The following is a 25,606-nucleotide window of genomic DNA, read 5'->3' as shown; positions in this document are numbered from 1 at the left end:
GGGATGCCATGGCATCCCCTTTTTTTTGCGTGTCATTCCGCGGCACTCCGGCATACCGCCCGTCATGACCAGAGCCGCCGAACACGCACAATGAAAAAGGGATGCCGCCGGCATCCCTTTTTCATTCTCCAGCCGCACCCTCAGTAGAGATTGGGTTCAGGCTCCAATTCGACGCCGAAACGCCGACGGACGTCCTCCTGGATACGCTCCGCCAATGCCTGGACTTGGGCACCGGTGGCACCGCCATGGTTGACCAGAACCAGCGCCTGCTGCGCGTGTACCCCCACCGGGCCATCGCGAAAGCCCTTCCAGCCGCCCTTGTCGATGAGCCAGCCTGCAGCCAGCTTCAGCCGACCGTCCGCCTGCGGATAGCCAACCAGATCCGGGAAGGCCTGACGCAAGCGTTCGGCCTGCGCCGCATCCACCAGCGGGTTCTTGAAGAAGCTGCCGGCATTGCCCAATACGGCGGGGTCGGGCAGCTTTTCCCGGCGAATGGCGCAGATTACCCGGCTTACGTCCCTGGCCGTCGGACTGGCGATGCCCTCCTCCTCCAGGCGCTGGCGTACCGGCCCGTAGTCCAGGTGCAGCCTCTCCCGCCGTGTCAGGCGCAGGCGCACGCGGAGGATCAGCCAGCGATCAGGCTCCTGCTTGAACAGGCTGTCGCGGTAGCCGAAACGGCAGGCCTGGCGATCGAACTCACGCAGGGTTCCATCCTGGCGATCCAGCGCCGTCAGGCTGTCGAAGACATCCTTCAGCTCCACGCCATAGGCGCCGATGTTCTGCATCGGCGCCGCACCCACGGTGCCGGGAATCAGGCTGAGATTTTCCAGACCGGCCAGGCCCCGCTCCAGGCTCCATTGTACGAATGGGTCCCAGGCCTCGCCCGCCTCCGCCTCGACCAACACCGAATCCGCGGCATCGGAAACAATTCGCCGCCCCTGGCTGGCCATGCGCAAAACCAGCGCCTCGACGTCACGGGTCAGCAGCAGGTTGCTGCCACCACCGATCACCAGCAGCGGCAATCCACGCTCCCGAGCCAGGGCCAGGGCCTCGCGCACATCAGCCTCGTCCCGGGCGTGGGCCAGCAGGCGGGCGCGCACGTCGATGCCGAAGGTGTTATAGGGCTTCAGCGAGCAATGCTCTTGCAGTTCCAGGCTCACAGTCGCCCCTTGGCTTCGATCAACAGACGGTCGCAGGCATGTTCGATCAGGTCGAGGACCTGCTCGAAGCCTTCTTCGCCGCCATAGTAGGGATCGGGTACTTCGTCCCGCTCGGATCCGTAGCGACGCAGGAACAGATCCAGTTCGGCGGCACCGCTCCCGGCACGCAGGGTCTCGAGGTCGGCTAGGTTGGACAGGTCCATGGCCAGGATCAGGTCATGGCAGGAGAAATCCTCGATGCCGACCTGGCGTCCACGCAGTGCCGACAGATCGTAGCCGCGCCTTTGCGCGGCCAGGCGGGTGCGCTGGTCAGGTGCCTTGCCGACATGCCAGCCGGCGGTGCCGGCAGAATCGACATGGATACGAGAGGCCAGACCGGCCTCCTCGACCTTGCGCCGGAACACACCTTCGGCGGTGGGCGACCGGCAGATGTTGCCCAGGCAGACGAACAGGACGCGCATCAGCCCCCCAGCACGCGGCGAACGCGTTCGAGGTCTTCCGGCGTATCCACGCCCGGAAGCATGGTTTCGCGGGCATCGGCCACATGGATTCGCACCCCGTGCCAGAGCGCGCGCAATTGCTCGAGGCTTTCGGCGTTCTCCAGCCAGCACGGTCCCCAGGCGACGAAATCGGCAAGGAAACCCACGCGATAGGCGTAGATGCCGATGTGGCGACGATAGGGCACGCCCTCCGGCAGGCTGTCGCGATCGCGGGCGAAGGCGTCGCGAGCCCAGGGCAAGGGCGCACGACTGAAAGTCAGGGCTAGGCCGTCGATGTCGGTGGCGACCTTGACCACGTTCGGATTGAACAGCGCGGAGACCTCATGGATCGGCTCGGCCAGGGTAGCGATGGCAGCTTCCGGGTGCGCCGCCAGGTTGGCCGCCACCTGGTCGATGAGCGTCGGGGGGATCAGCGGTTCGTCGCCCTGGACGTTGACCACGATGGCATCGCTGGCCAGGCCGAGCCGGGAAGCGACTTCCTCCAGGCGATCGGTGCCGGAGCTGTGCTCGGCACGCGTCAGCAGCGCCTCGGCGCCGAACCCCTGGCATGCCGCCAGGATGCGTTCGTCGTCGGTGGCGACGACCACGCGGCTGGCGGCGCTCTTGCGGGCCTGGTTCCAGACGCGCTGGATCATTGGCTGGCCGGCGATATCCTGCAATGGCTTGCCGGGCAGGCGAGTGGAGGCGTAGCGGGCGGGAATGACGACAGTGAACGCCTGGGTCATTACTTGTCCAGCCGCTCGTCCACGTTCAGGGAGCGAGCCTCGCTCTCCAGCATCACCGGGATGCCGTCGCGGATCGGATAGGCCAGGCCGGCCTGCTTGCTGATCAGTTCGGTCTTGTCTTCGCTGAGCACCAGCGGGCCCTTGGTCAACGGGCAGGCAAGGATATCGAGGAGTTTCGGGTCCATGGCGGAGTCCTTCATACAATGGCGGCACGGCCGCCGGTCAGCGCGCCAGGAGATGCTCGAGTCGGGCGTCGAACCAGGCGACGAATGCAGGGGAAGGCACCGCATCGACCGCCAGGTACCACCAGTCGGCCGCTGCGAAAGCCCGGCATTTAACGGCATCCTTCTCGGTCATCAGCAGCGGCAGCGGCGGGCTGAACGCCAGTTCGGCCGCCGTGTAGGTCGCGTGATCCGGGAAGGCATGCGGAATCGCCCGCCAGTGTAGCGCCTCGAGCGTCCTGAAGAAACGCTGCGGATTGCCGATCCCGGCCAGGGCATGGACCTCCTGGCCCGCGGGAAAATGCTCCAGCGGTCGACGCTCGCCGCTCTGCAGGTTGATCAGCGCAGTAGGCTGCAAGCGGAATGCGTAACCGCCGCCAGGATCCTCGTCGGCGCCGTTGTAAAGCAGCGCGTCGACGCTTTGCAGACGCTCCGCCGGTTCGCGCAACGGACCGGCCGGCAGGCAACGACCATTGCCGAGACCGCGCGCGGCATCGATCAGCACCAGCTCCAGATCGCGCGCCAGGCGATAGTGCTGCAAGCCATCGTCGCAGAGGACCAGGTCCAACTGCTCTTCGGCGAGCAGCGCCTGCAGGGCGCGCGGACGATCCGGGTCGATCATCAGCGGCACGCCGCTGCGCCGGACGATCATCAGCGGTTCGTCGCCGGCCTCCGCGGCGTCCTGCTCGGCCCGCACCCGCCACGGCGTGGTGGGCGGCCGGGCACCATAGCCGCGGCTGATCACGCCAACCCGCAAGCCACGAGCCCTGCAGTGCTCGATCATCCAGAGGATCATCGGCGTCTTGCCGGTTCCGCCGACGGTGATGTTGCCTACCACCAGCACCGGCAGCGGCGCCCGATAGGCGGGCTTGCGCCCGGACAGGAAGTCCGCCCGGCGGCCGTTCGCCACCCGGCGATAGAGAGCCTCCAGCGGACGCAGCAGCGCCAGCGCCGGATGCCCCTGGTACCAGGCGGCGAGCAGCCGCTCGGAGAACGACATCAGGGCTTGGCCGCCGTGTTCTCGACCGTGGTGATGCGCAGGTGGACGAAGCCCAGCTTGCCCGCTGCGTCCATCGCCGTGACCACCGACTGGTGGGTGGACTTGGCATCGGCGCTGATCACCACCGGCAGGTTGTTGTCGCCCGCCGATTCACGCTGCATCGCCGCCATCAGGGTGGCCAGGTCGTTCTTGGCCAGAGCCTGCCCGTTCAGGGCGTAGTGCCCCTCGGCATCCACCGAGAGTTCCAGTTGCTTCTGCTCGGTGCCGGCGGTTTCGCCGCTCTCCGCCGATGGCAGCTCGATGTTGAGCTGCTCGGGGCGGGTGAAGGTGGTACTGACCACGAAGAACAGCAGCAGGACGAAGATCACGTCGATCAGCGACGCCAGGTTGATGAAGACGTCTTCACGGGCGGCACCCGTCCGTCTGCGGCGGAATTTCACGCTTTGCCTTCCTCGACGTAGTCGACTTCACGATCGCCCTGCACCACTTCCACCAGCTTGATGGCCTCCTGCTCCATGGCGATCACCAGTTCGTCGACCCGCCGCAGCAGGTAGCGATGGAAGAACACCGCCGGAATCGCCACCAGCAGGCCGGCGGCGGTGGTGATCAATGCCTTGGAGATGCCCGCGGCGAGCATCGGCGAGTTGGCCATGCCGTTGTCCATGAAGGCGCCGAAGATCTGGATCATGCCGAACACCGTACCCAGCAGGCCCAGCAGCGGCGCCATCGCGGCGATGGTGCCGAGGGCGTTGAGGTAGCGCTCCAGCTCGTGGATGACACCGGAAGCAGCCTCCTCGATGCACTCCTTCATGATCTCGCGACCGTGCTTGGAGTTGGCCAGACCGGCGGCGAGGATCTCTCCCAGCGGCGAGTTGGCGCGCAGGTCCTTGAGCTTCTGGGCGCTCAGTTGCTTGCCCTTGATCTGCTTCCACACCTGGCCGAGCAGCTCGGGCGGCGCGACGCGGCTCTTGCGCAGCGTCCACAGGCGCTCCGCGACGATGGCGGTGGCGGCGATCGAACTCAGAATGATCGGCAGCATCATCCAGCCGCCGGCTTGAACCAGTTCCCACACAGTGGCATATCCCCGAAAAAAAAGTGGCGCCACTCTAGCACAGCGACCCTTTTCCGCCGACCGCCACGGTTCTCATTTTTCCCGCCAGAAGTGCGCCGAATCACGCTCCCGGCGTGCGCCGCCACGGCTTCCGAGGAGAAACGTCAGGGCACCGTCGCGTGCCGTGTCGTGGACCTGCGCGGCGACCCTCGCGTAACGCTCCATCACTTCGCCATGGGGATGGCCGAAGGCGTTGCGCCAACCTCGCGAGACCAGCACATGGCGAGGCCGCGTACGCAACACGAAGGCGACTCCGGAGGAACTGCGGCTGCCATGATGCGGCGCCAGCAACCAGTCGACCCGCGGATCGGCCTGTCGCGCCAGCCAGGCATGCTCGGCCGCACGCGAGATGTCCCCGGTCAGCAGCAGGACTTCGCCATCGGCCTCGACCCTCAGCACACAGGAGCGGTCGTTGCTGTCGCCGGCCTGTGCCCATGCCCACTGTTCGAAAACCACGCCATCCCAGGACCAGCTCCGCTCGTCGCAGCTGTCCGCGAACAACGGCGAAGGCAGGCGCGCGGGTTCGCCGCTGACCAGCCAAACCGGCGGGAATCGGGAAGCGACCGTAGGAGCACCGCCTGCATGGTCGTTGTCGGCATGGCTCAGCAACAGGCCGTCCAGGCGCCGCAGGTCCAGGCTGCGCAGCACCGGCACCACCACCCGCTCGCCCATGTCGAACGCCCCCTGCCGCGCACCGCTGTCATAGAGCAAGACATGCTCTCGGGTACGCACCAGCACGGCCAGCCCCTGGCCGACGTCCAGCACCCGCACTTCCGCCCGCCCCCATTCGACAGGCGGCGATGACGGCAACAATGCCGGCAGTAGCAACGCGGCACCGAGGGCACGCAACGGCAAGCCAGCCGGCGCCAGCCAGCAGAGCGCGCCGAGCATGCCCAGCGCTACGCTCCAGGCCGCTGCGGCGGGTGGCTGCCAGGCCTCGGCCAGGCCCGCCAGCAGGCCAAGCGCACGAAACAGCAGGTCCAGCGAAACGCCAGCGGCGCGAAGCAGCCCCTCGCCCAGCCCGGGCACCCACAGCAGCAGGCTCCCCGCCAGGGCCGGGGGCACTACCAGCAGTTCGATCCAAGGCACCGCCAGCAGGTTGGCCGGCGCTCCGCTCAGGCTCAACGGCAGGCCCAGCGCCAGCAGCGGCATCGCCAGCCCCAGCGCCATCCCCCACTGCGCCCGCCCCCAGGCCGCCCACCAGCGCCAGCGCCCAAGGCGCCCGGCGAACAGCCAGAGCAGCAGGGCAACCGCCAGGAACGACAGCCAGAACCCCGCCTGCAGGCTGGCCAGCGGCTCGACCAGCAAGACCAGCACCAGCGTTGCCAGCAGCGGGGTCAGCAAGCCCAGGTGGCGGAAACGCAGGCGCCAGACCAGCGCCAGGCTGACCATCAGGCAGGCGCGCCGCACCGGGACCTCGAAACCCGCCATCAACCCGTAGCTCCAGGCACCAAGCAAACCCAGGGCGCAGGCACAGGGCAGCCAGGGCAGGCGCCGCGGCCAGCAGCCCAGGCGATGCAAGGCCGCCACCAGGCCATAGAGCATCCCCGCCAGCAACGATATATGCGAACCGGAGATGACCATCAGATGCACGGTGCCGGTGTCCTGGAACATTCGCCACTCGGCCGCGCTCAGCCCCGAGCCATCCCCCAGCACCAGCGCCGCCAGGGCGGCGCCGCGCCCCTGTGCGTCGACCGCCAGCAGGCGTTGGCGCCAGGCGTCGCGCCAGGCATCCAGGCCGCTGGCCGGCTGCAGGCGCTGGCCCGCCTTCACCGTGCCAACGGCACCGACCCGCTGCGCCAACAACCAGGCCTCGTAGTCGAAACCCGCCGCGTTCACCAGGCCGCGGGGGCGTTTCAGGGTCACCGCCAGGCGCCAGCGTTCGCCGCCCATCAGCGGCGGCGCGCCGCGCCAGCTCAGGCGCAGACGCTCGGGAAGAAGCACGCCCCGCGCACCGCGGACCTCCTTCAGCCGGAAGCGCGTGACGCCCTCGCCGCTCGCCGGCAGATCGACCACACGCCCCTCCAGCCAAAGGGTGCGACCATCCAGCTCGGCGGCCAGGCGTCCGTCCAGGGCGACTTGCGCCGAGCCGCAGGCCCAGGCGAACCCGAGCAGGAACAACCCCAGCCAGTACAGCCGGCCGAACAGCAGCAACAGTCCGGCGGCGGCCATGCCCAGCAGCCAGCCGACCGACGGCAATTCCGCCAGGAAGCGCAGGGCCAGCAGCCCCGCGGCGAGGGCTGGCAATCCCAGGCGCATGAACGGTTCCTCCCATCCCCGTGGCGTGCCCTCCGCTCCCCGACATGTCACATGGGGTCATACAATGGGCAACGAAATCCTGTCATCTTGCTTGGCATAATACGCAAGCCTATATCCACCGAGAGCCCACATGCCGCGTCGCCTGTTCAAGCGCTACATGCCCGATCCGGAAAGCATCCGCTCGCAGAAGTCGCTGCGCTTTCTCGGCAAGTTGACGCACGATCCCAACCTTTGGCATCTCAATCGCCACTCGGTATCGCGCGCCATGGCCGCCGGGCTGTTCGCCGCCTTCATCCCGATGCCGATGCAGATGCTGCTGGCGGCCGGTCTGGCGGTGTGGATTCGGAGCAATCTGCCAATCTCCGTCGGATTGGTCTGGCTGACCAATCCGATCACGATGCCCCCGGTCTTCTATTGCACCTACAAGCTGGGCGCCTGGTTGATGCAGGTGCCGCCGCGCACCCTGCCGGACCATCTCACCTGGGAATGGATCAGCCAGGAGCTGTCCAGCCTCTGGCAGCCCTTCCTGCTCGGTTCGGTGGTCTGCGGCATCATCGCCGCCATCCTCGGCTACGCGCTGACGATGCTCTACTGGCGCTGGTGGGTGCAGCGCAGTTGGAGCCGACGCTGCCGGCAACGTCGCGAACGGGTCGCCGCGAAGTGATCCGCCGGACATGAAAAAGCCGCCTCGAAGGCGGCTTTTTCGTGGGCCTTGTCCGCCCCGTGCTGGGACTGGCGCAGGCCTTCTCGCTCACTCGTAGCGCAGCGACTCGGCCGGTTGTGTCCGCGCCGCGCGCCAGGATGGGTACAGGGTGGCGAGGAAGCTCATCAGCAATGCAGCGCTGCAGATCAGCACCACGTCCAGCACCTGCAGATCGGAAGGCAGGTAGTTGATGAAGTACACATCCGAGCTGAAGACCTTGTGTCCGACCAACCGTTCGATGCGGTCGATCATCCCGGTGATGTTCAACGCCGCGAACACCCCGAGTACCCCGCCGATGACCGTCCCGATCACGCCGATGACGGTGCCCTGGACCATGAAGATCGCCATGATCTGCCGCGGCGTGGCGCCGAGGGTACGAAGAATCGCGATGTCGGTGCGCTTGTCGGCGACCACCATGATCAGGGTGGCGATGATGTTGAAGGCGGCGACCGCGATGATCAGCAGCAGGAGCAGGCCGATCATGGTCTTTTCCATCTTCATCGCGTTGAACAGGCTGCCCTGGGTCCTGGTCCAGTCGCTGGACCTGAAGCCCTGCCCCAACTCCTTGACCACCTTGGCGGCGACCTGCGGCGACTGGTAAAGATCCTTCAGCTCCAGGCGCACGCTCGGCACCTGGCCCGGTTGCAGGCGCAGCAACTGGCCGGCATCGGCGATGTCGATCAGCGCCAGCGAGTTGTCCAGTTCGGCACCGACCTTGAACAGGGCGACGATGGTGAAGCGCTGCATGCGCGGAGTGATGCCGCCCGGCGCGCTGGTGGCTTCCGGGACGATCAGGGTCAGCTTGTCGCCGACATTGACATGGAAGCGCCGCGCGGTGATCTCGCCGAGGACGATGCCGAACTCGCCAGGCTTGAGGTCGTCCAGGCTGCCCTGGACGATGTGCTCACCGACGATGGAAACCTTGCGCTCCTCCTGCGGGTCGATGCCGTTGACCAGCACCGGCAGCATATTGCCCTTGTACGACAGCATGCCCTGCAGTTCGGCGAACGGCGCCGCGCCGACCACCTCGCGGTGCCGCAGCGCCGCGTTGGCGACGGTCTGCCAGTCGTCCAGCGGCTGCGCCGCGCTGATGGTGGCATGCGGCACCATGCCGAGGATCCGCGTGCGCATTTCCTTCTGGAAGCCGTTCATCACCGAGAGCACGATGATCATCGCCAGCACGCCCAGCGCCAGGCCGATCATCGAGGTCAGCGAGATGAACGAGATGTAGTGGTTGCGGCGTTTGGCGCGGGTGTAGCGCAGGCCTATGAAGAACGGTAACGGTCTGAACATGTCGCGGATGCACCGAGTCGATGGGGGATTCGCCGGACGGGAGCGGACGGCGGGCACGCCGTCGCCCCGCTACGCGGCGATCAGTCGGCCTTCTTCCAGGCGCAGGATGCGATCCATGTGCCCGGCCAGCTGGAGATCGTGGGTTACCACCAGGAACGAGGTCTGCAACGAACGGCTCAGTTCCAGCATCAGCTCCTGGATACCCTGGGCGGTATGCTGGTCGAGGTTGCCGGTGGGCTCGTCGAGCAGTACCAGCTGCGGACGGTTGACCAGCGCGCGGGCGATCGCCACCCGCTGGCGCTCGCCGCCGGACAGCTCGGCCGGCTTGTGCGACAGGCGATGCCCCAGCCCGACCCGCTCCAGCAGCTCGGCCGCCCGCTGGCGGGCTTCCACGATCGGCGTGCGGCCGATCAACAGCGGCATGCAGACGTTCTCCAGGGCGGTGAACTCCGGCAACAGGTGGTGGAACTGGTAGACGAAGCCCAGCGCGCGGTTGCGCAGCAGCCCGCGGGCCGTCTCGTTCAGCGCCGAGAGTTCCTCGCCGGCGAGCCAGACGCTGCCGGCGGAGGGCGTGTCCAGGCCGCCGAGCATGTTCAGCAAGGTGCTCTTGCCCGAACCGGAGCTGCCGACGATAGCCACCCGCTCCCCAGGCAGCAGGTTCAACTCGACGCCGGACAGCACCTGCACCGATTGCGGCCCCTCGTCGTAGCTCTTGCTCAGGTTGCGGCAACTCAGCACCGACTTGTCATTCATAACGCAAAGCCTCCGCAGGCTGGGTGCGCGCCGCACGCCAGGCTGGATACAAAGTGGCGAAGAAGCTGAGGACCAGGGCCGCGCCGCAGACCAGCACGACATCGTCGAGCATCAGTTGCGACGGCAGGTAATCGATGAAGTACACGTCGGACGCGAGGAACTGGTGGCCCAGCAGCTTTTCCAGGGCGGAAATCCAGGCGCTGACGTTGAGTGCCGCGACCACCCCGAGGACCCCGCCGACCAGCGTGCCGATCACCCCGATCACCGTACCCTGGACCATGAAGGTAGCCATGATCTGCCCCGGCGTGGCGCCGAGGGTACGAAGGATGGCGATGTCCGACTTCTTGTCGGTGACCACCATCACCAGGGTGGAAATGATGTTGAACGCGGCGACCGCGACGATCAGCAGCAGCAACAGGCCGATCATGGTCTTTTCCATGCGGATGGCCTGGTACAGGTTGCCGTGGCTGCGCGTCCAGTCGCGGGCGTAGAAGTCATTGTCGGTCAGGGTCCGGGCGATCTCCCAGGCCACCCGCGGCGCCTGGAACAGGTCGTCGAGCTTCAGGCGCAGCCCCTGTACCTGGTTGGTCTTCCAGCGCTGCAGGCGCGCGGCGTCTTCCAGGTGGATCAGCGACAGGCCGCCATCCAGTTCGCCGGCGCCGACTCGGAAGGTGCCGACCACGGTGAAACGCTTCATCCGCGGGAATACCCCGGCCGGGGTGACCGCCACCTCGGGGAGGATCAGGGTGACCTTGTCGCCGATGCCGACGCCGAGCTTCTGCGCCGCCAGTTGGCCGATGACGATGCCGAAGCCGCCGGCCTTGAGTTCCGCCAGCGAGCCCTGCTTGAAGAAATCGGGAATGATCGAGACCTTGGCCTCTTCCAGCGGATCGACCGCATCGACCATCACCGTCTGCACCGCGCCATTGGCGCTGAGCATGCCCTGCATCTGGGTGAACGGCGCTACCGCGGTGACATGCTCGTGGGCCTTGACCTTCTCGGCCAGGGCGCGCCAGTCATCGATGGGCTGGTACGACTCGACGGTGGCCTGCGGCACCATGCCGAGGATGCGGGTACGCATTTCGCGATCGAAGCCGTTCATCACCGAGAGCACCACGATCATCACCAGCACGCCCAGTGCCAGGCCGATCATCGAGGTCAGCGAAATGAAGGAGACGAAATGGCTGCGACGTTTGGCCCGCGTATAGCGCGTGCCGATGAAAACGGACAGGGGTCTGAACATGTCGCCCTTAGCTGGCAGAAAATGGATGCGTCGGGATGGCGAAGTGGCGAGGCATCGCCGGCGGCCTTACACTCTGACCATCACTGCCGCCGTGGGTTCGCCATGTCCACTCGTGACGCGGATGACCGCCGCGAATACTACCGTATCGAAGATACCCTCGCACTGGAATTTCGCCCTGCCGGGGCCGTCGAAGACGGCCTGGAGAGCGAGCCGGGGGCCACCCTGTTCAGCCTGCTCAGCGACCTCCACCTGATGGATTACGAGTCGCAGCACCTTCTGCGCCACATCAGCGAACGCGACCGCACGCTGGCCAACTACCTGAAGGTGATGAACAAGCGCATCGACCTGCTTGGCCAGGTCATGGTGCAGAGCCTGCTCAAGGAGATCGGCGAACCGCGCAAGGTCAGCCTGTCCGAGGGGGGAGTCAGCTTCCGCCACGACCGCGCATTGCCGGTCGGCCAGTTGCTCGTCCTGCGCATGGTCCTGTTGCCGCAGGGGTTCGGCCTCGAACTGCGGGCCCGGGTAATCCACGCCCAGCCACACGACGACGAATTCGAGATCGGCACCGAGTTCGAAGCGTTGAGCGACGCACAGCGCCAGTTGCTGGCCCGGCATATCCTCCAGAAGCAGGCCCAGCAGCGCCGCCTGGCACGGGCCGGACAGGGCCCGCTCGGCGAGCCGGGCCAACCTTCTTCGACCTGAGATGTGCCGATGCTCCGTTCGCTACTGCTGTGCTCCCTCCTCCTCGCCCCGCCGCTGTTCGCCGACACCCTGAGCATTCCGCTGGGCGCCCAGGGCGATACCCAGGTCGCCCTGCCCGCGCACGGCGAAAGCCGCGAAGCCGTGCTGCAACGCTTCGGCCTGGCCGACGAGGAACATCCCGCGGTCGGCCAGCCGCCCATCGTGCGCTGGGATTACCGCGACTTCTCGGTATATTTCGAAAGCGGCCGGGTGCTCGACAGCGTTCGCCATCATCGGCCGCGGAATCCCGCGCAACCCTCGAACAAGGAGCCACAGTGACTCTCATCTATGGACATCGCGGCGCCAAGGGCGAAGCGCCGGAAAACACCCTGGCCAGCTTCCAGCGCTGCCTGGAGCATGGCGTCAACCGTTGCGAACTGGACCTGCACCTGTCCCGCGACGGCGAACTGATGGTGATCCACGACCCGACCCTGAAGCGCACCACCGGCCGCCGCGGCAAGGTCGCCGAACACGACGCGGCCACCCTGGTCACCTACGACGCGCGCAAGGGCGGCCCCGGCTGGGTACGGCCGACGCCGATCCCGCGGCTGGAGGAGTTGTTCGAGAAGTGCCCGTTCGAGCACTGGCAACTGGAAGTGAAGAGCGCCTCGCGCGAACGCGCGGCGCGGACGGTAACGCGGATCAGGGAGCTGACCGAGCGCTTCGGCAACCGCGACAAGGTCACCGTCACCAGCGGTTCGCGGACCGTGCTCAAGGCCCTCAACGAACTGACCCCGGAGCTGTCGCGCGGGCTGGTCGCCGAATACGCCTGGCTCGACCCGCTGAAGGTCGCCCAGCACTATGGCTGTGCCCTGCTCGCCCTGAACTGGACCCTATGCACCCCGGAACGCCTGCTCAAGGCCCAGCGCCAGGAGCTTCACGTCTCGGTGTGGACGGTCAACGAACCGGCGCTGATGCGCCGGCTCGCCGACTTCGGCGTGGACAGCCTGATCACAGACTTTCCCGGTTTGGCCAGCGCCACCCTCGGGAATCGCTGAGCACATCCCCTCCGGCCGGCTCAGGCCGCCGGCCGGAGTCCTTCAAAAAAGCCGGTTGAGGCCGTCGAACGCCGCTACCCGATAGGCTTCCGCCATGGTCGGGTAGTTGAAGGTGGTGTTGACGAAGTACTTCAGGGTATTCAGCTCGCCCGGCTGGTTCATGATCGCCTGGCCGATGTGGACGATTTCCGAAGCCTGGTCGCCGAAGCAGTGCACGCCGAGGATCTCCAGGGTCTCGCGATGGAACAGGATCTTCAGCATGCCCACCGGCTCGTTGGAAATCTGCGCCCGGGCCATGCCCTTGAAGAACGCCTTGCCCACTTCGTAGGGAATCTTCGCCGCGGTCAGTTCGCTTTCGTTCTTGCCGATCGAGCTGATCTCCGGAATGGTGTAGATGCCGGTCGGCACATCGTTGACGAAGCGCCAGCTGTCGCTCTCGACGATGTTGCCGGCGGCCGAGCGGCCCTGGTCGTAGGCAGCGCTGGCCAGGCTCGGCCAGCCGATCACGTCGCCGGCGGCGAAGATGTTGCTCACCGAAGTGCGGTAGTTCTCGTCCACCTCGATCTGGCCACGGCTGTTGACCTTGATGCCGACGTTCTCCAGGCCGAGCTTGTCGGTGTTGCCGGTCCGGCCGTTGCACCAGAGCAGCGCGTCCGCCTTGATCTTCTTGCCCGACTTCAGGTGCAGGATGACGCCGTTATCCAGCCCCTCGACGCGCTCGTACTCCTCGTTGTGGCGGATCAGCACGTTGTTGTTGCGCAGGTGGTAGCTCAGCGCATCGGAAATCTCGTCATCGAGGAAGCTGAGCAACTGGTCGCGCGTATCGATCAGGTCCACCAGCACGCCCAGGCCGCTGAAGATCGACGCGTATTCGCAGCCGATCACCCCGGCTCCGTAGATGATCAGCCGGCGCGGGGTGTGGCTCAGGGACAGGATGGTGTCGCTGTCGTAGACCCGCGGGTGGTTGAAATTGATGTCCGAAGGACGATACGGGCGCGAGCCGGTGGCGATCACGAACTGGTCGGCGACCAGGCGCTCCACCGCGCCGCTCGGCGTCACCACTTCGACGGTGCGTTCGTCGACGAAGCTGGCGGTGCCGGTGAACATGTCGATGCGATTGCGCGCGTAGTAGCCGGTACGCGAGGCGACCTGCTTGGAGATCACCCGGTCGGCGCTCTTCAGCACGTCGGGGAAGGAGAACCAGCGCGGCTCGCCGATCTGGCGGAACATCGGGTTGGTGTTGAACTCGATGATCTGCTTCACCGAGTGGCGCAGGGCCTTGGAAGGAATGGTGCCGAGGTGCGTGCAGTTGCCTCCGACCACGCGACGGCTGTCGACTACCGCCAGCTTGCGTCCGTACTTGGAGGCGTTCATCGCCGCCCCTTCGCCCGCCGGACCCGTGCCCAAAATCACCACGTCGTAGTTGTAGACAGCCATGCGTACTCCTCAGAACAGGCCGAGGCGCCCACTGGCGCCTCCGGCAAAGCCGCTGCACAACATGTGCGCGGCGGATCGATTCGATCATCGGGTCGGTGCGAACGACGGCATTCGCCGGGCAAGGCTCGGTCCGACCTCGAGGCGGGCATATGTTACGCCCTGTGCGAAATGTCGCACATTAGCGTTTGGTCGCGTCGTAGGCGAGTTTTCCGGGCACTACAGATTCGTCGCGGTTGGCTTCCTCGCATTTCTGTCGGTCGCCGCCGCAGATCGAGCATTCCTTCTCGAGCCCCAGGTTGGCGATGCCGCCGCAGGAACCGGCGATCGGCTTGCGGCCCATGATGACGCCGATGGACATGCCGAAGACCACCAGCAGCATGATGACGAAGACCAGTAGCCAGGTCATGGACGTTCTCCTTGGTTGCCGAACAGTTGCTCGTAGCGTGGCGTGGTGCGGCTGTCGAAACCGTTGCCCTGGCGACTGATGAACAGCGCCGCCAGTCGGTGCTTCTCGGCGAAACGGTAGCCCTCTTCCGGACCGAGCACCATCAGCAGGGTCGACAGGCCGTCGGCGTTGCGCGTCGACGGATCGATCACCGTGACCGAAGCCAGGTGATGGTCGATCGGCGCGCCGGTGCGCGGGTCGAAGGTGTGCGAATAGCGCTGGCCGTTCTCTTCGAAATAGTTGCGGTAATCGCCCGAGGTCGAGACGCCGTAGCCGTCCAGCGCCAGCACCTGCTGGGCGACCCGCTGGCCCTCGCGCGGCGCTTCGATAGCGATGCGCCAGGGCGTGCCGTCCGGCTTGCGCCCTTCGGCTTTCAACTCGCCGGTGATTTCCGCCAGGTAGCTGCGCACGCCAAGCTCCTTCAGGCGTTCGCCTACCGCGTCCACCGTATAGCCAGCGGCGATGCTGTCGAAGTCCAGCTGTACGGCGGCGTCCTTGCACAGGCGCTGGCCGTCGATGCGCAGGTGTCGATGGCCGACGTCACGGCGCGCCGCGGCGATCTGTTCGGCGCTGGGAACCTTCTCCACCCGCGCCTGCGGACCGAAACCCCAGAGGTTCATCAGCGGCTCGACGGTCATGTCGAAGGCGCCCTGGCTCTGCTCCGACAGCTCGCCGCCGTAGCGCAGCAACTCCAGCATCGGTGGCGGCAGCTCCATGCAGGACTGCGCCGGCAGCGCATTGAAACGCGAGACCAGGGAGTCGTCGCGGTAGGTGGACATCTGCCGGTCGACCTCGGCGAGGATCGCCTCCACCGCGGCTTTCGCCGTCTGGACGTCGGGCGCCGAGGCGCCGCGCACGTACTTGATCGAATAGGTGCTGCCCATGGTCGGGCCGCCGAAGCTTTCCAGGGTGTCGCCGCAACCGGCCAGGACCAGCGCCAACGCTGCCAGTCCGGCCATGGCAAGCGGACGGAAACGCTCAGCCACCGAAATCGTCCAGCAGGATATTCTCGCGCTCCACGCCCAAGTCGGTGAGCATCTTGATCACCGCGGCATTCATCATCGGCGGGCCGCACATGTAGAACTCGCAGTCCTCGGGCGCCGGGTGGTCCTTCAGGTAGTTCTCGAACAGCACGTTGTGGATGAAACCGGTCAGGCCGGTCCAGTTGTCCTCCGGCTGCGGGTCGGACAGCGCCAGGTGCCACTGGAAGTTGGGGTTCTCCGCCTGCAGCTGGTCGTACTCCTCGGTATAGAAGGCCTCGCGCAGCGAGCGCGCGCCGTACCAGAAGCTGATCTTGCGGTTCGACTTGAGCCGGCGCAACTGGTCGAAGATGTGCGAACGCATCGGCGCCATGCCGGCGCCGCCGCCGATGAAGACCATCTCGGCCTCGGTATCCTTGGCGAAGAACTCGCCGAACGGCCCGTACACGGTGACCTTGTCGCCCGGCTTGAGGTTGAACACCCAGGACGACATCTGCCCCGGCGGCAGGTCGCTGCCTGGCGGTGGCGAGGCGATGCGGATGTTGAACTTGACCACGCCCTTCTCTTCCGGGTAGTTGGCCATCGAGTAGGCGCGGATCACCGTCTCGTCGACCTTCGACACGTAGCGCCACATGTTGAACTTGTCCCAGTCGCCGCGATATTCCGGCTGGATATCGAAGTCCTTGTACTCGACCACGTGCGGCGGGCATTCCAGCTGCACGTAGCCGCCGGCACGAAAGTCCACGCTCTCGCCGTCCGGCAGGCGCAGGGTGAGTTCCTTGATGAAGGTGGCGACGTTGGGGTTGGACTCCACCGTGCACTCCCATTTCTTCACCCCGAAGACCTCTTCAGGCACGCGGATCTGCATATCCTGCTTGACCGGCGTCTGGCACGACAGGCGCCAGCCTTCCTTCGCCTGGCGCCGGGTGAAGTGCGACTCCTCGGTGGGCAGCATCTCGCCGCCGCCCTCGACCACCACGCATTTGCACTGCGCGCAGGTGCCGCCGCCGCCGCAGGCGGAAGACAGGAACACGTTGTTCGCCGCCAGGGTTTGCAGCAGCTTGCCGCCGGCCGGCACGGTCAGGCTGTGCTCGCCGTTGATCTGGATGGTCACGTCGCCACTCGACACCAGCTTGGCGCGGGCGACCAGGATGATCGCCACCAGGCCCAGGACGATGGCGGTGAACATGCCGATGGCCAGGAAAATCTCGAATCCGATCACGGGCCTCTCCTTACAACTGCACGCCGGAGAACGACATGAAGCCCAACGACATCAGGCCGATGGTGATGAAGGTGATCCCCAGGCCCTGCAGGCCCTCGGGGACGTCGCTGTACTTGAGCTTCTCGCGGATACCCGCCAGCGCGGCGATCGCCAGCGCCCAGGAAAAGCCCGAGCCGACGCCGTACACCGTGCTCTCGGCAAGGTTGTAGTCGCGCTCGACCATGAACAGCGAGCCGGCCATGATCGCGCAGTTCACCGTGATCAGCGGCAGGAACACGCCCAGCGCGTTGTAGAGGCTGGGTACGTACTTGTCGAGGAGCATCTCGAGGATCTGCACGATGGCGGCGATCACCCCGATGTAACTGAGCAGGCCGAGGAAACTCAGGTCCACCTCGGGCAGCCCGGCCCAGGCCAGCGCGCCGTCCTTGAGCAGGTAGGTGTAGATCAGGTTGTTGGCCGGCACGGTGATGGTCTGCACCACGATCACCGCGATACCCAGGCCGATGGCGGTCTCCACCTTCTTCGAGATGGCGATGAAGGTACACATGCCGAGGAAGAACGCCAGCGCCATGTTCTCGACGAACACGGCCTTCACGAACAGGCTGATGTAGTGCTCCATCAGTAAGCCTCCTTGCTGGATACCTGCGGGGCCATCTTGTAGGTCGGGGCCTCGACCTGGTCTTTCTTCCAGGTCCGCAGGGCCCAGATGATCAGGCCGATCAGGAAGAACGCCGAAGGCGGCAGCAGGAGCAGGCCGTTCGGCTGGTACCAGCCGCCATCGTTGACCGTCGGCAACACGCTGATGCCGTAGAGCTTGCCGGCGCCGAACAGCTCGCGGACGAAGCCCAGCACCAGCAGCATGGCGCTGTAGCCGAGACCGTTGCCGATGCCGTCGAAGAACGACACGAGCGGCGGGTTGGCCATGGCGAAGGCTTCGGCGCGACCCATCACGATGCAGTTGGTGATGATCAGCCCGACGAACACCGAGAGCTGCTTGCTCAGGCTATAGGCATAGGCCTTGAGCACCTGGTCGACGACGATCACCAGCGAGGCGATGATCACCATCTGCACGATCATCCGGATCGAGCTGGGAATCTGCCGGCGGATCATCGAGATGAACAGGTTGGAGAAGCCGGTCACCAGGGTCAGGGCAATGGCCATGACGGTGGCGGTCTTCAGGTTCGAGGTTACCGCCAGCGCCGAGCAGATCCCGAGGATCTGCAGGCCGATCGGATTGTTCTGGAAGACCGGATTGAACAGGACTTCGCGGATCGTGGGTTGAGCAGCCATCACGCCTCCCCTTTGCGCAGATTGGCGAGGAAGGCGTCGAAACCGTCCTTGCCGAGCCAGAAATGCAGCAGGTTGTCGACACCCTTGCTGGTCAGGGTGGCGCCGGCCAGGCCGTCGACCTGGTGGGTCGCCTTCGCCGATTGCGGGTCCACCGAGCCCTTGATGATCTGTACGGCAAGATCGCCCTGGGCGTCGTAGAGGGTCTTGCCGACCCACAGCGCCTTCCATTTCGGATTGTCGACCTCGCCGCCGAGACCGGGGGTCTCGCCATGCTGGTAGAAGCCGAAGCCGGCGACCGTGTTGAGGTCGCCCTTGAGCGCCAGGAAGCCGTAGAGGGTCGACCACAGACCGTAGCCGCGCACCGGCAGGATCAGGGTGTCGAGCTTGCCGTCGGTCTCCACCAGGTAGACCGTGGTATAGCGCTCGCGGCGCTTGATCGAGGCGATGTCCTCGGCGGCGGGCAGCGCATCCGACAGGGCCGGGTCCTTGGCCGCTTTCAGCGGGTCGTAGCCGAGCGGGTCCTGGGCATCGCTGAAGGTGCCGCTCTGCAGGTCGACCACCTTGGCGGTGATGCGACTGTCGAACAGCGCCTTGACCTCTTTGCCGGACATGCCCGGCTCGCCGAGACCGGCGATGGCGAGGATGCTGCGCTGCTTGTCGAGCAGGCGGTTTTCCGCCTGGGTCGGCTTCAGCGCCACCGCCGCGCCGGCGACGAACACCGAGCTGACCAGGCACACCACCAGGGCTACCAGCAGTGTGCGGGTGGTGGATTCTTGATTAGCCATTGCGCGCCAGCCTCCGCTTGATGTTGGCCTGAACGACGAAATGGTCGATCAGCGGTGCGAACAGGTTGGCGAACAGGATCGCCAGCATCATGCCTTCCGGGAACGCCGGGTTGACCACCCGGATCAGCATGACCATCACTCCGATCAGGGCGCCGAACAGCCACTTGCCGGTATCGGTCATGGACGCCGAGACCGGGTCGGTGGCCATGAAGATCATGCCGAAGGCGAAGCCGCCGGTGACCAGGTGCCAATACCAGGGCATGGCGAACATCGGGTTGCTGGCCGAGCCGATGGCGTTGAACAGGTAGCTCATGGCGACCATCCCCAGCATCACCCCAGCGACGATGCGCCAGGAGGCGATGCGGGTCAGCAGCAGCACGGCGCCGCCGATGAAGATCGCCAGGGTGCTGGTCTCGCCCATCGAACCCTGCATGTGGCCGAGGAAGGCATCCATCCAGGTCAGGCCGTGGCCGAGGATGTTGTCCACCCCGCCGGCGGCGGCCAGGCTCAGCGAGGTGGCGCCGGCGAAGCCGTCCACCGAGGTCCATACCGCGTCGCCGGACATCTGCGCCGGGTAGGCGAAGAACAGGAAGGCCCGGCCGACCAGTGCCGGATTGAGGAAGTTCTTCCCGGTGCCGCCGAACACTTCCTTGCCCAGCACCACGCCGAAGCTGATCCCCAGGGCTACCTGCCACAGCGGGACGGACGGCGGCAGGGTCAGGGCGAACAGCACCGAGGTGACGAAGAAGCCTTCGTTGACCTCGTGGCGGCGGATGCTGGCGAACAGCACCTCCCAGAAACCGCCGACGATGAAGGTGGTCAGGTACACCGGCAGGAAGTACGCGGCGCCCTGGACCAGGCAATCCCACAGGCTGTTCGGGTCGAACCCGGCCAGCGCGCCGATCAGGGCGAAGCGCCAGCCATCCTGGGCGCTCAACAGGTCGGGGCTCTGGGCGAAGATCAGGTTGGCCTGGTGGCCGACGTTGTACATGCCGAAGAACATCGCCGGGAAGGTGCAAAGCCAGACGATGATCATCATGCGCTTCAGGTCGATGCCGTCGCGCACGTGTGCAGTGGTGCGGGTGACGCTGCCGGGACGATAGAGGAAGGTGTCCACGGCTTCGTACAGCGGGTACCACTTCTCGTAGCGCCCGCCCTTCTCGAAATGATGCTCGACCTTGTCGAGCAGGTTACGCAAACCCATGGCTCAGCCCTCCTGCTCGATGCGTGCCAGGTTGTCCCGCAGAATCGGGCCGTATTCGTACTTGCCGGCGCAGACGTAGCTGCACAGCGCCAGGTCCTCTTCGTCGAGTTCCAGGGCGCCGAGCTTCTGGGCCATTTCCGTGTCGCCGACGATCAGGTAGCGCAGCAGTTGAGTCGGCAGGATATCCAGCGGCATCACCGCCTCGTAGTTACCTACCGGCACCATCGCCCGTGGGCTGCCGTTGGTGCTGGTGGTGAAGGCGAAGCGCTTGCCGCCGAGCAGCCTGGAGACGAACACGTTGAGCAGCGAATGCTTTTCCACCCCGGCGCGCAGGTAGTGGAGGAACTCGCGCTGGTCGCCCTCCTTGAGACAGGACAACTGCAGGTGGTAGCGCCCCAGGTAGGCGTAGGCGCCATGGGCGGTGCGACCGCCCAGCACGGAGCCGGAGATCAGCCGGTTGTTGCCCGGCTGCAACTGGCCGGCGGCCAGTTCGTCGAGGTTGGCGCCCAAGCGGGTGCGCACCAGACGTGGCTTTTCCACCACCGGACCGGCCAGGGCGATCACCCGCTCGGTCCACAATTGCCCGGTCGTGAACAGCTTGCCGATGGCGATCACGTCCTGGTAGTTCAGGTTCCACACGCTCTTGCCGGCACCCACCGGGTCAAGGAAGTGGATATGGGTGCCGGGCAGGCCCGCCGGATGCGGACCGGAGAATGCTTGCGCGGTCACGCCGGAGAGCGCCTCGCCGGGTAGCGAAACGCCTTCCGCCTTGCACAGGAACACCCGGGCCAGGCGCCCGAGCACCGTCAGCCCGGCCTGGAAGGCCTCGCCCTGCTCCGCGATAACCACCTGCGGATCGGCGGCCAGCGGCTGGGTATCGATGGCAGTGACGAAAATCGAACTGGGGCTGGACTCGGGATCGGGCACCTTGCTGAACGGCCGGGTCCGCAGCGCGGTCCACAGGCCCGACTGCAACAGGTTGTCGCGAACCTGCTCGGCGCTCAGCGTGGCGAGTTTGTCAGCGGGATAACGGGCGAACTCCAGTTGCTCGTCGCCGTCGAGATCGATGACCACCGATTGCAGGACGCGCTTCTCGCCACGATGGATGGCACTGACCACACCGGCGCCGGGTGCGGTATAGCTGACGGAGGGATTCTTCTTGTCGGTGAACAGCGCCTGCCCCAGCTTCACCCGGTCGCCTACCTGCACCGCCATGGTCGGCTTCATGCCGTGGTAGTCGAAACCGATCAACGCCACGCTGCGTACCGGGTGTGCTGCCTCGATGCGCTGTTCGGGGGCGCCGCTGATGGGCAGGTCCAGGCCACGTTTTATCTTGATCATGTCTAGTGCCTAGTGGTCGTGGACAAAAAAGACGAGGCCCAAGTCAGAAAATGACCATCATCGCGCGCAACGTACTGAATTGGCACGATTGATGAATGGCCCCGCAAGGTAACCACGGGATTATAAAGAGCCACCTCCCCGGGAGCCACCCAAGCCGCACACCGGGTCTTGAAACGCGTAACAGAAAACGACAGAAAAACATGCCCGTGCGAAATGAAAAACGGGAGCCGAAGCTCCCGTCCTGCGCCACCCGCAGGCTCAGGCCTGCTGGCCGAGCCCGCGCCTTTCCGCCAGCGACAGCTTGACCCGGTAGCACAACCACATCAGCAGCAGCCAGAATGGAATGGCGTACACCGAGATGTTGATCCCGGGGATCATCAGCATGATGCCAAGGATGAACACCACGAAGGCCAGGCACAGGTAGTTGCTGAACGGCGACCAGAGCGCCTTGAAGAAGGTGTCCACGCCCTGGCGCTTCATCGCCGCGCGGAACTTCAGGTGCGACAGGCTGATCATCGCCCAGTTGATCACCAGCGCCGCCACCACCAGCGACATCAGCAGCTCCAGCGCCTTGTGCGGCAATACGTAGTTGACGATCACGCAGAGGAAGGTGATCAGCGCCGAGACCAGGATCGACAGCACCGGCACGCCCCGGCGGTCCACCGACATCAGCACCTTCGGCGCGTCACCCTGGGCGGCCAGGCCGTAGAGCATCCGGCTGTTGCAGTAGACGCCGCTGTTGTAGACCGACAATGCCGCGGTGAGTACTACGAAGTTGAGGATGTTGGCCGCGGTGCCGCTGCCGATCAACGAGAAGATCTGCACGAACGGGCTGCCGCTGTAGTCGTCGCCGGAAGCGTTGATGGTCTCCACCAACTGGTCCCATGGATACAGCGAGAGCAGCACCGCCAGGGCGCCGATATAGAAGATCAGGATCCGGTAGATCACCTGGTTGATCGCCTTCGGGATCACCTTCCGCGGCTCGGACGCCTCGGCTGCGGTGATACCCACCAACTCCAGCCCCCCGAAGGAGAACATGATGATCGCCAGGGTCATCACCAGGCCGCTGAGACCGTTGGGGAAGAAGCCGCCGCGGTCCCACAGGTTGCTCACCGAGGCTTGCGGTCCGCCACCGCCGCCGACCAGCAGGTAGATACCGAGCAGGATCATGCCGACGATCGCCGCTACCTTGATGATCGCGAACCAGAACTCGGTCTCGCCGAAGGCTTTCACGTTGGCCAGGTTGATCGCGTTGATCAGCACGAAGAACGCCGCCGCCGTCGCCCAGGTCGGCACGTCCGGCCACCAATACTGGATGTACTTGCCCACCGCGGTCAGCTCCGACATGCCCACCAGGATGTACAGCACCCAGTAGTTCCAGCCGGAAAGGAAACCGGCGAATCCGCCCCAGTACTTGTGTGCGAAGTGACTGAAGGAGCCGGCCACCGGCTCCTCGACGATCATCTCGCCGAGCTGGCGCATGATCAGGAAGGCGATGAAGCCGCCAATGGCGTAACCGAGGATCATCGACGGGCCGGCCGTCTTGATGACGCCCGCCGAGCCGAGGAACAGCCCGGTGCCGATCGCCCCGCCCAGCGCGATCAACTGGATGTGGCGATTCTTCAGGCCACGCTTCAGCTCGCCCTGGTGCAGATGTTGACCATCCATTGAAAAACCCTAAATCGAAGTGAGTAGTTTCTTGTTCTGGTTATCCACAGAAATGAAAAACGGGAGCCCGAGAGCTCCCGTTTTCCTCTACGCCTTGCGCATCAACGCGGGAAGGCCGGCGGGTTGACCCCAGCCATGTCTTCCATCACGCGCACTACCTGGCAGCTGTAGCCGAACTCGTTGTCGTACCACACGTACAGGACGACACGGTTGTCGTTGCAGATGGTCGCCTCGGCGTCCACCACGCCGGCATGGCGCGAACCGACGAAGTCGGTGGAAACCACTTCCTGGGAGCTGACGAAGTCGATCTGCTTCTGCAGGTCCGAGTGCATGGCCATCTGGCGCAGGTACTCGTTGATCTCTTCGCGGGTGGTGGCCTTTTCCAGGTTCAGGTTGAGGATCGCCATGGACACGTTCGGCGTCGGCACACGGATCGCATTGCCGGTCAGCTTGCCTTTCAGCACCGGCAGGGCCTTGGCCGCGGCGGTGGCGGCACCGGTCTCGGTGATCACCATGTTCAGCGGCGCGCTGCGGCCACGACGACTGCCCTTGTGGAAGTTGTCGATCAGGTTCTGGTCGTTGGTGTACGAGTGAACGGTCTCGACGTGACCGTTGACGATGCCGTACTGGTCGTTGACGGCCTTCAGCACCGGCACGATGGCGTTGGTGGTGCAGGAGGCGGCCGAGATGATCTTGTCGTCGGCGCCGATGTCGGTGTGGTTGATACCGTGCACGATGTTCTTCAGCGCACCCTTGCCCGGAGCGGTAAGGACCACGCGATCGATCCCCGGGCACTTCAGGTGCTGGCCGAGGCCTTCGGCGTCGCGCCACTTGCCGGTGTTGTCGACCAGCAGGGCGTTCTTGATGCCGTACTGGGTGTAGTCGATCGACGCCGGATCGTTGGAGTAGATCACCTGGATCAGGTTGCCGTTGGCGGTCAGCGTGTTGTTTTCTTCGTCGATGGTGATGGTGCCGTCGAACGGACCGTGCACCGAGTCCCGACGCAGCAGGCTGGCCCGCTTGACCAGGTCGTTCTCGGCACCCTTGCGCACGACGATCGCGCGCAGGCGCAGGCCGTCGCCGCCGCCGGTCTTCTCGATCAGGATGCGCGCCAGCAGGCGGCCGATGCGGCCGAAGCCGTAGAGCACGACGTCGGTGCCTTCGCGGGCATCGCCGTTCTGCTTGCCGACCACCTCGGCCAGCTCGGCCTTGACGAAGTCCTCGATGCTGCGGCCGTTACCTTCTGCCTTGAACTTGGCGACCATCTTGCCCAGATCGACGGAAGCGGCGCCCAGCTTGAGCTCGCTCATCGCCTTGAGGATCGGGAACGTCTCGTGAACCGACAGCTCGGCGTCATCAGCCATGCGATGACGGGCGAAACGATGCGCCTTCATGATCGCGATCACCGAGCGGTTGATCAGACCACGGCCATGGATCGAGGTCACCACATTGTTATTGCGGTAGAGCTGGCCAATCAGCGGGATCATGGCTTCCGCGATGGCTTCACGATCGATCCATTCACCGAGACACTGGTCGGGCTTCTGAGTCACGGGCAATACCTTCCACATGTAGGGGATGAAAAAAGGGGCTACATTATGACCGCGCCGGCCAGGCTCGGCAATCTGCAGCAGTCGGAAGACTGACATCCAGCAGTCGGGAAAGTTACAATCCGGCGGGTCAAATTCCCGACCGGAGCCCAGCTTGCCCGTGTCCGTACTGCGTCTTCCCAGCCTGCCGGCCAGCGCCGGCAAGCAACACTGGGGCAACCTCCCCGGTGCCGCGCTGAGCCTGGCTGTCGCCGAGGCCGCCAGTTCCGCCAAGCGCTTCACCTTGCTGCTGACCGCCGACAGCCAGAATGCCGAACGCCTGGAACAGGAACTGCGGTTCTTCGCCCCCGACCTGCCGGTATTGCATTTCCCCGATTGGGAAACCCTGCCCTACGACGTCTTTTCGCCGCACCAGGACATCATTTCCCAGCGCATCGCCGCCCTCTACCAGTTGCCGCAGCTCAAGCACGGCGTGCTGGTGGTGCCGATCTCCACCGCCCTGCACCGCCTGGCGCCGACCCGCTTCCTGCTCGGCAGCAGCCTGGTCCTCGACGTCGGCCAGAAACTCGATGTCGAGCGGATGCGCCTGCGCCTGGAAGGCGCCGGCTACCGCTGCGTCGACACGGTCTACGAGCACGGCGAATTCGCCGTCCGCGGCGCACTGATCGACCTGTTCCCGATGGGCAGCGAGTTGCCCTTCCGTATCGACCTGTTCGACGACGAGATCGAGACCCTGCGCACCTTCGACCCGGAGACCCAGCGCTCCATCGACAAGGTCGAGTCGATCCGCCTGCTGCCGGCACGCGAATTCCCCCTGAACAAGGAAGCGGTCACCGGTTTCCGCGGCCGCTTCCGCGAGCGCTTCGACGTCGACTACCGGCGCTGCCCGATCTACCAGGACCTCGCCAGCGGTTTGACACCCTCGGGAATCGAGTACTACCTGCCGCTGTTCTTCGAGGAAACCGCGACCCTCTTCGACT

At 65.4% G+C, this 25,606-nt stretch carries 26 protein-coding genes and 1 pseudogene; 5 read left to right on the top strand and 22 right to left on the bottom strand.

Annotated elements, in window-relative coordinates; genetic code table 11:
• Positions 1-140: 140 nt before the first annotated feature.
• From murB to HMPREF2716_RS19225, 8 genes are all read right to left on the bottom strand, one after another.
• The gene (murB, locus tag HMPREF2716_RS19260) at positions 141-1,160 is read right to left on the bottom strand and encodes a UDP-N-acetylmuramate dehydrogenase (protein WP_003124431.1); all 1,020 of its coding nucleotides are present in this window, start codon (positions 1,158-1,160) and stop codon (positions 141-143) included.
• Complete coding sequence (locus tag HMPREF2716_RS19255) at positions 1,157-1,621, bottom strand: low molecular weight protein-tyrosine-phosphatase (protein ID WP_023517791.1); 465 nt, start codon at positions 1,619-1,621, stop codon at positions 1,157-1,159. The genes murB and HMPREF2716_RS19255 overlap by 4 nt, the downstream gene beginning before the upstream one ends.
• Entirely contained in the window at positions 1,621-2,385 is a 765-nt protein-coding gene (gene kdsB / locus HMPREF2716_RS19250) for a 3-deoxy-manno-octulosonate cytidylyltransferase (RefSeq protein WP_070621984.1), read from the bottom strand. Before kdsB ends, HMPREF2716_RS19255 begins: the two co-directional genes overlap by 1 nt.
• Entirely contained in the window at positions 2,385-2,570 is a 186-nt protein-coding gene (locus HMPREF2716_RS19245) for a Trm112 family protein (protein ID WP_003091157.1), read from the bottom strand. The genes kdsB and HMPREF2716_RS19245 overlap by 1 nt, the downstream gene beginning before the upstream one ends.
• Positions 2,571-2,607: 37 nt before the next feature.
• Positions 2,608-3,606, bottom strand: coding sequence for a tetraacyldisaccharide 4'-kinase (gene lpxK, locus HMPREF2716_RS19240; protein ID WP_023517793.1), 999 nt, complete (start codon positions 3,604-3,606; stop codon positions 2,608-2,610).
• On the bottom strand, positions 3,606-4,046 hold the full coding sequence (locus tag HMPREF2716_RS19235) for an ExbD/TolR family protein (RefSeq protein ID WP_023517794.1): 441 nt from the start codon (positions 4,044-4,046) through the stop codon (positions 3,606-3,608). Before HMPREF2716_RS19235 ends, lpxK begins: the two co-directional genes overlap by 1 nt.
• A complete protein-coding gene (locus HMPREF2716_RS19230; protein WP_003091163.1) occupies positions 4,043-4,678 on the bottom strand; it encodes a MotA/TolQ/ExbB proton channel family protein in 636 nt (211 codons plus the stop codon). Before HMPREF2716_RS19230 ends, HMPREF2716_RS19235 begins: the two co-directional genes overlap by 4 nt.
• A 72-nt stretch (positions 4,679-4,750) precedes the next feature.
• Positions 4,751-6,976, bottom strand: a complete 2,226-nt coding sequence (locus HMPREF2716_RS19225) for a DNA internalization-related competence protein ComEC/Rec2 (RefSeq protein WP_023517795.1) — start codon at positions 6,974-6,976, stop codon at positions 4,751-4,753.
• Between the two features lie 130 nt (positions 6,977-7,106).
• Here HMPREF2716_RS19225 and HMPREF2716_RS19220 point away from each other — a divergent pair, with 130 nt between their 5' ends.
• The gene (locus tag HMPREF2716_RS19220) at positions 7,107-7,640 is read left to right on the top strand and encodes a DUF2062 domain-containing protein (RefSeq protein WP_003091165.1); all 534 of its coding nucleotides are present in this window, start codon (positions 7,107-7,109) and stop codon (positions 7,638-7,640) included.
• Positions 7,641-7,727: 87 nt separating this feature from the next.
• On the opposite strand, the gene HMPREF2716_RS19215 is transcribed toward HMPREF2716_RS19220, so the two are convergent.
• The 3 genes from HMPREF2716_RS19215 to HMPREF2716_RS19205 all read right to left on the bottom strand — a co-directional run bounded on the left by HMPREF2716_RS19215 (position 7,728) and on the right by HMPREF2716_RS19205 (position 10,968).
• Entirely contained in the window at positions 7,728-8,972 is a 1,245-nt protein-coding gene (locus HMPREF2716_RS19215; RefSeq protein WP_003113987.1) for a lipoprotein-releasing ABC transporter permease subunit, read from the bottom strand.
• Between the two features lie 69 nt (positions 8,973-9,041).
• Complete coding sequence (gene lolD, locus HMPREF2716_RS19210) at positions 9,042-9,725, bottom strand: lipoprotein-releasing ABC transporter ATP-binding protein LolD (RefSeq protein ID WP_003118086.1); 684 nt, start codon at positions 9,723-9,725, stop codon at positions 9,042-9,044.
• The gene (locus tag HMPREF2716_RS19205) at positions 9,718-10,968 is read right to left on the bottom strand and encodes a lipoprotein-releasing ABC transporter permease subunit (protein WP_003091170.1); all 1,251 of its coding nucleotides are present in this window, start codon (positions 10,966-10,968) and stop codon (positions 9,718-9,720) included. Before HMPREF2716_RS19205 ends, lolD begins: the two co-directional genes overlap by 8 nt.
• 102 nt (positions 10,969-11,070) lie before the next feature.
• Here HMPREF2716_RS19205 and HMPREF2716_RS19200 point away from each other — a divergent pair, with 102 nt between their 5' ends.
• Genes HMPREF2716_RS19200 through HMPREF2716_RS19190 form a run of 3 tightly spaced genes read left to right on the top strand, consistent with a single transcriptional unit; the run spans position 11,071 to position 12,707 of the window.
• On the top strand, positions 11,071-11,670 hold the full coding sequence (locus HMPREF2716_RS19200; protein WP_003105196.1) for a PilZ domain-containing protein: 600 nt from the start codon (positions 11,071-11,073) through the stop codon (positions 11,668-11,670).
• A gap of 9 nt (positions 11,671-11,679) precedes the next feature.
• Entirely contained in the window at positions 11,680-11,988 is a 309-nt protein-coding gene (locus HMPREF2716_RS19195) for a hypothetical protein (protein WP_023115228.1), read from the top strand.
• Positions 11,985-12,707, top strand: coding sequence for a glycerophosphodiester phosphodiesterase (locus HMPREF2716_RS19190; RefSeq protein ID WP_023517796.1), 723 nt, complete (start codon positions 11,985-11,987; stop codon positions 12,705-12,707). Before HMPREF2716_RS19195 ends, HMPREF2716_RS19190 begins: the two co-directional genes overlap by 4 nt.
• A 42-nt stretch (positions 12,708-12,749) precedes the next feature.
• Here the strand turns inward: HMPREF2716_RS19190 and sthA are convergent, their stop codons facing one another.
• From sthA to HMPREF2716_RS19135, 11 genes are all read right to left on the bottom strand, one after another.
• Positions 12,750-14,144, bottom strand: a complete 1,395-nt coding sequence (sthA, locus tag HMPREF2716_RS19185; RefSeq protein ID WP_003091177.1) for a Si-specific NAD(P)(+) transhydrogenase — start codon at positions 14,142-14,144, stop codon at positions 12,750-12,752.
• Between the two features lie 178 nt (positions 14,145-14,322).
• Positions 14,323-14,550: a (Na+)-NQR maturation NqrM gene (nqrM, locus tag HMPREF2716_RS19180; RefSeq protein ID WP_023517797.1), complete on the bottom strand. Its 228-nt coding sequence runs from the start codon at positions 14,548-14,550 to the stop codon at positions 14,323-14,325.
• Positions 14,547-15,575, bottom strand: coding sequence for an FAD:protein FMN transferase (locus tag HMPREF2716_RS19175; RefSeq protein WP_023517798.1), 1,029 nt, complete (start codon positions 15,573-15,575; stop codon positions 14,547-14,549). Before HMPREF2716_RS19175 ends, nqrM begins: the two co-directional genes overlap by 4 nt.
• Entirely contained in the window at positions 15,568-16,791 is a 1,224-nt protein-coding gene (gene nqrF, locus HMPREF2716_RS19170; protein WP_003113984.1) for an NADH:ubiquinone reductase (Na(+)-transporting) subunit F, read from the bottom strand. The genes HMPREF2716_RS19175 and nqrF overlap by 8 nt, the downstream gene beginning before the upstream one ends.
• Positions 16,792-16,801: 10 nt before the next feature.
• A complete protein-coding gene (gene nqrE, locus HMPREF2716_RS19165; RefSeq protein ID WP_003091182.1) occupies positions 16,802-17,410 on the bottom strand; it encodes an NADH:ubiquinone reductase (Na(+)-transporting) subunit E in 609 nt (202 codons plus the stop codon).
• Positions 17,410-18,084: an NADH:ubiquinone reductase (Na(+)-transporting) subunit D gene (gene nqrD, locus HMPREF2716_RS19160; RefSeq protein ID WP_003119802.1), complete on the bottom strand. Its 675-nt coding sequence runs from the start codon at positions 18,082-18,084 to the stop codon at positions 17,410-17,412. The genes nqrE and nqrD overlap by 1 nt, the downstream gene beginning before the upstream one ends.
• Positions 18,081-18,866, bottom strand: coding sequence for a Na(+)-translocating NADH-quinone reductase subunit C (locus tag HMPREF2716_RS19155; RefSeq protein ID WP_003105182.1), 786 nt, complete (start codon positions 18,864-18,866; stop codon positions 18,081-18,083). Before HMPREF2716_RS19155 ends, nqrD begins: the two co-directional genes overlap by 4 nt.
• Complete coding sequence (locus HMPREF2716_RS19150) at positions 18,859-20,070, bottom strand: NADH:ubiquinone reductase (Na(+)-transporting) subunit B (protein WP_003109478.1); 1,212 nt, start codon at positions 20,068-20,070, stop codon at positions 18,859-18,861. Before HMPREF2716_RS19150 ends, HMPREF2716_RS19155 begins: the two co-directional genes overlap by 8 nt.
• 3 nt (positions 20,071-20,073) lie before the next feature.
• On the bottom strand, positions 20,074-21,411 hold the full coding sequence (locus tag HMPREF2716_RS19145) for a Na(+)-translocating NADH-quinone reductase subunit A (protein ID WP_023517799.1): 1,338 nt from the start codon (positions 21,409-21,411) through the stop codon (positions 20,074-20,076).
• A 258-nt stretch (positions 21,412-21,669) separates the two neighbouring features.
• Complete coding sequence (locus tag HMPREF2716_RS19140) at positions 21,670-23,079, bottom strand: amino acid permease (protein ID WP_003118089.1); 1,410 nt, start codon at positions 23,077-23,079, stop codon at positions 21,670-21,672.
• A gap of 101 nt (positions 23,080-23,180) precedes the next feature.
• The gene (locus HMPREF2716_RS19135; protein ID WP_010793199.1) at positions 23,181-24,647 is read right to left on the bottom strand and encodes a glyceraldehyde-3-phosphate dehydrogenase; all 1,467 of its coding nucleotides are present in this window, start codon (positions 24,645-24,647) and stop codon (positions 23,181-23,183) included.
• A gap of 139 nt (positions 24,648-24,786) precedes the next feature.
• Between HMPREF2716_RS19135 and HMPREF2716_RS19130 the strand changes: the two are divergent.
• A pseudogene (locus HMPREF2716_RS19130) lies at positions 24,787-25,606 on the top strand (transcription-repair coupling factor); the annotation flags it as partial.

The sequence above is a fragment of the Pseudomonas sp. HMSC076A11 genome, assembly GCF_001810205.1.
Lineage (GTDB): Bacteria > Pseudomonadota > Gammaproteobacteria > Pseudomonadales > Pseudomonadaceae > Pseudomonas > Pseudomonas aeruginosa.
This window is presented reverse-complemented; position numbering and strand designations above follow the sequence as displayed.

What these genes read in the sequence shown, in the direction of transcription:
- HMPREF2716_RS19255 (WP_023517791.1), bottom strand. Translation starts at nt 1,621, where the DNA reads ATGCGCGTCCTGTTCGTCTGCCTGGGCAACATCTGCCGGTCGCCCACC.
- kdsB (WP_070621984.1), bottom strand. Translation starts at nt 2,385, where the DNA reads ATGACCCAGGCGTTCACTGTCGTCATTCCCGCCCGCTACGCCTCCACT.
- HMPREF2716_RS19245 (WP_003091157.1), bottom strand. Translation starts at nt 2,570, where the DNA reads ATGGACCCGAAACTCCTCGATATCCTTGCCTGCCCGTTGACCAAGGGC.
- lpxK (WP_023517793.1), bottom strand. Translation starts at nt 3,606, where the DNA reads ATGTCGTTCTCCGAGCGGCTGCTCGCCGCCTGGTACCAGGGGCATCCG.
- HMPREF2716_RS19225 (WP_023517795.1), bottom strand. Translation starts at nt 6,976, where the DNA reads ATGCGCCTGGGATTGCCAGCCCTCGCCGCGGGGCTGCTGGCCCTGCGC.
- HMPREF2716_RS19220 (WP_003091165.1), top strand. Translation starts at nt 7,107, where the DNA reads ATGCCGCGTCGCCTGTTCAAGCGCTACATGCCCGATCCGGAAAGCATC.
- HMPREF2716_RS19215 (WP_003113987.1), bottom strand. Translation starts at nt 8,972, where the DNA reads ATGTTCAGACCGTTACCGTTCTTCATAGGCCTGCGCTACACCCGCGCC.
- lolD (WP_003118086.1), bottom strand. Translation starts at nt 9,725, where the DNA reads ATGAATGACAAGTCGGTGCTGAGTTGCCGCAACCTGAGCAAGAGCTAC.
- HMPREF2716_RS19205 (WP_003091170.1), bottom strand. Translation starts at nt 10,968, where the DNA reads ATGTTCAGACCCCTGTCCGTTTTCATCGGCACGCGCTATACGCGGGCC.
- HMPREF2716_RS19200 (WP_003105196.1), top strand. Translation starts at nt 11,071, where the DNA reads ATGTCCACTCGTGACGCGGATGACCGCCGCGAATACTACCGTATCGAA.
- HMPREF2716_RS19195 (WP_023115228.1), top strand. Translation starts at nt 11,680, where the DNA reads ATGCTCCGTTCGCTACTGCTGTGCTCCCTCCTCCTCGCCCCGCCGCTG.
- sthA (WP_003091177.1), bottom strand. Translation starts at nt 14,144, where the DNA reads ATGGCTGTCTACAACTACGACGTGGTGATTTTGGGCACGGGTCCGGCG.
- nqrM (WP_023517797.1), bottom strand. Translation starts at nt 14,550, where the DNA reads ATGACCTGGCTACTGGTCTTCGTCATCATGCTGCTGGTGGTCTTCGGC.
- nqrE (WP_003091182.1), bottom strand. Translation starts at nt 17,410, where the DNA reads ATGGAGCACTACATCAGCCTGTTCGTGAAGGCCGTGTTCGTCGAGAAC.
- HMPREF2716_RS19155 (WP_003105182.1), bottom strand. Translation starts at nt 18,866, where the DNA reads ATGGCTAATCAAGAATCCACCACCCGCACACTGCTGGTAGCCCTGGTG.
- HMPREF2716_RS19150 (WP_003109478.1), bottom strand. Translation starts at nt 20,070, where the DNA reads ATGGGTTTGCGTAACCTGCTCGACAAGGTCGAGCATCATTTCGAGAAG.
- HMPREF2716_RS19145 (WP_023517799.1), bottom strand. Translation starts at nt 21,411, where the DNA reads ATGATCAAGATAAAACGTGGCCTGGACCTGCCCATCAGCGGCGCCCCC.
- HMPREF2716_RS19140 (WP_003118089.1), bottom strand. Translation starts at nt 23,079, where the DNA reads ATGGATGGTCAACATCTGCACCAGGGCGAGCTGAAGCGTGGCCTGAAG.
- HMPREF2716_RS19135 (WP_010793199.1), bottom strand. Translation starts at nt 24,647, where the DNA reads ATGTGGAAGGTATTGCCCGTGACTCAGAAGCCCGACCAGTGTCTCGGT.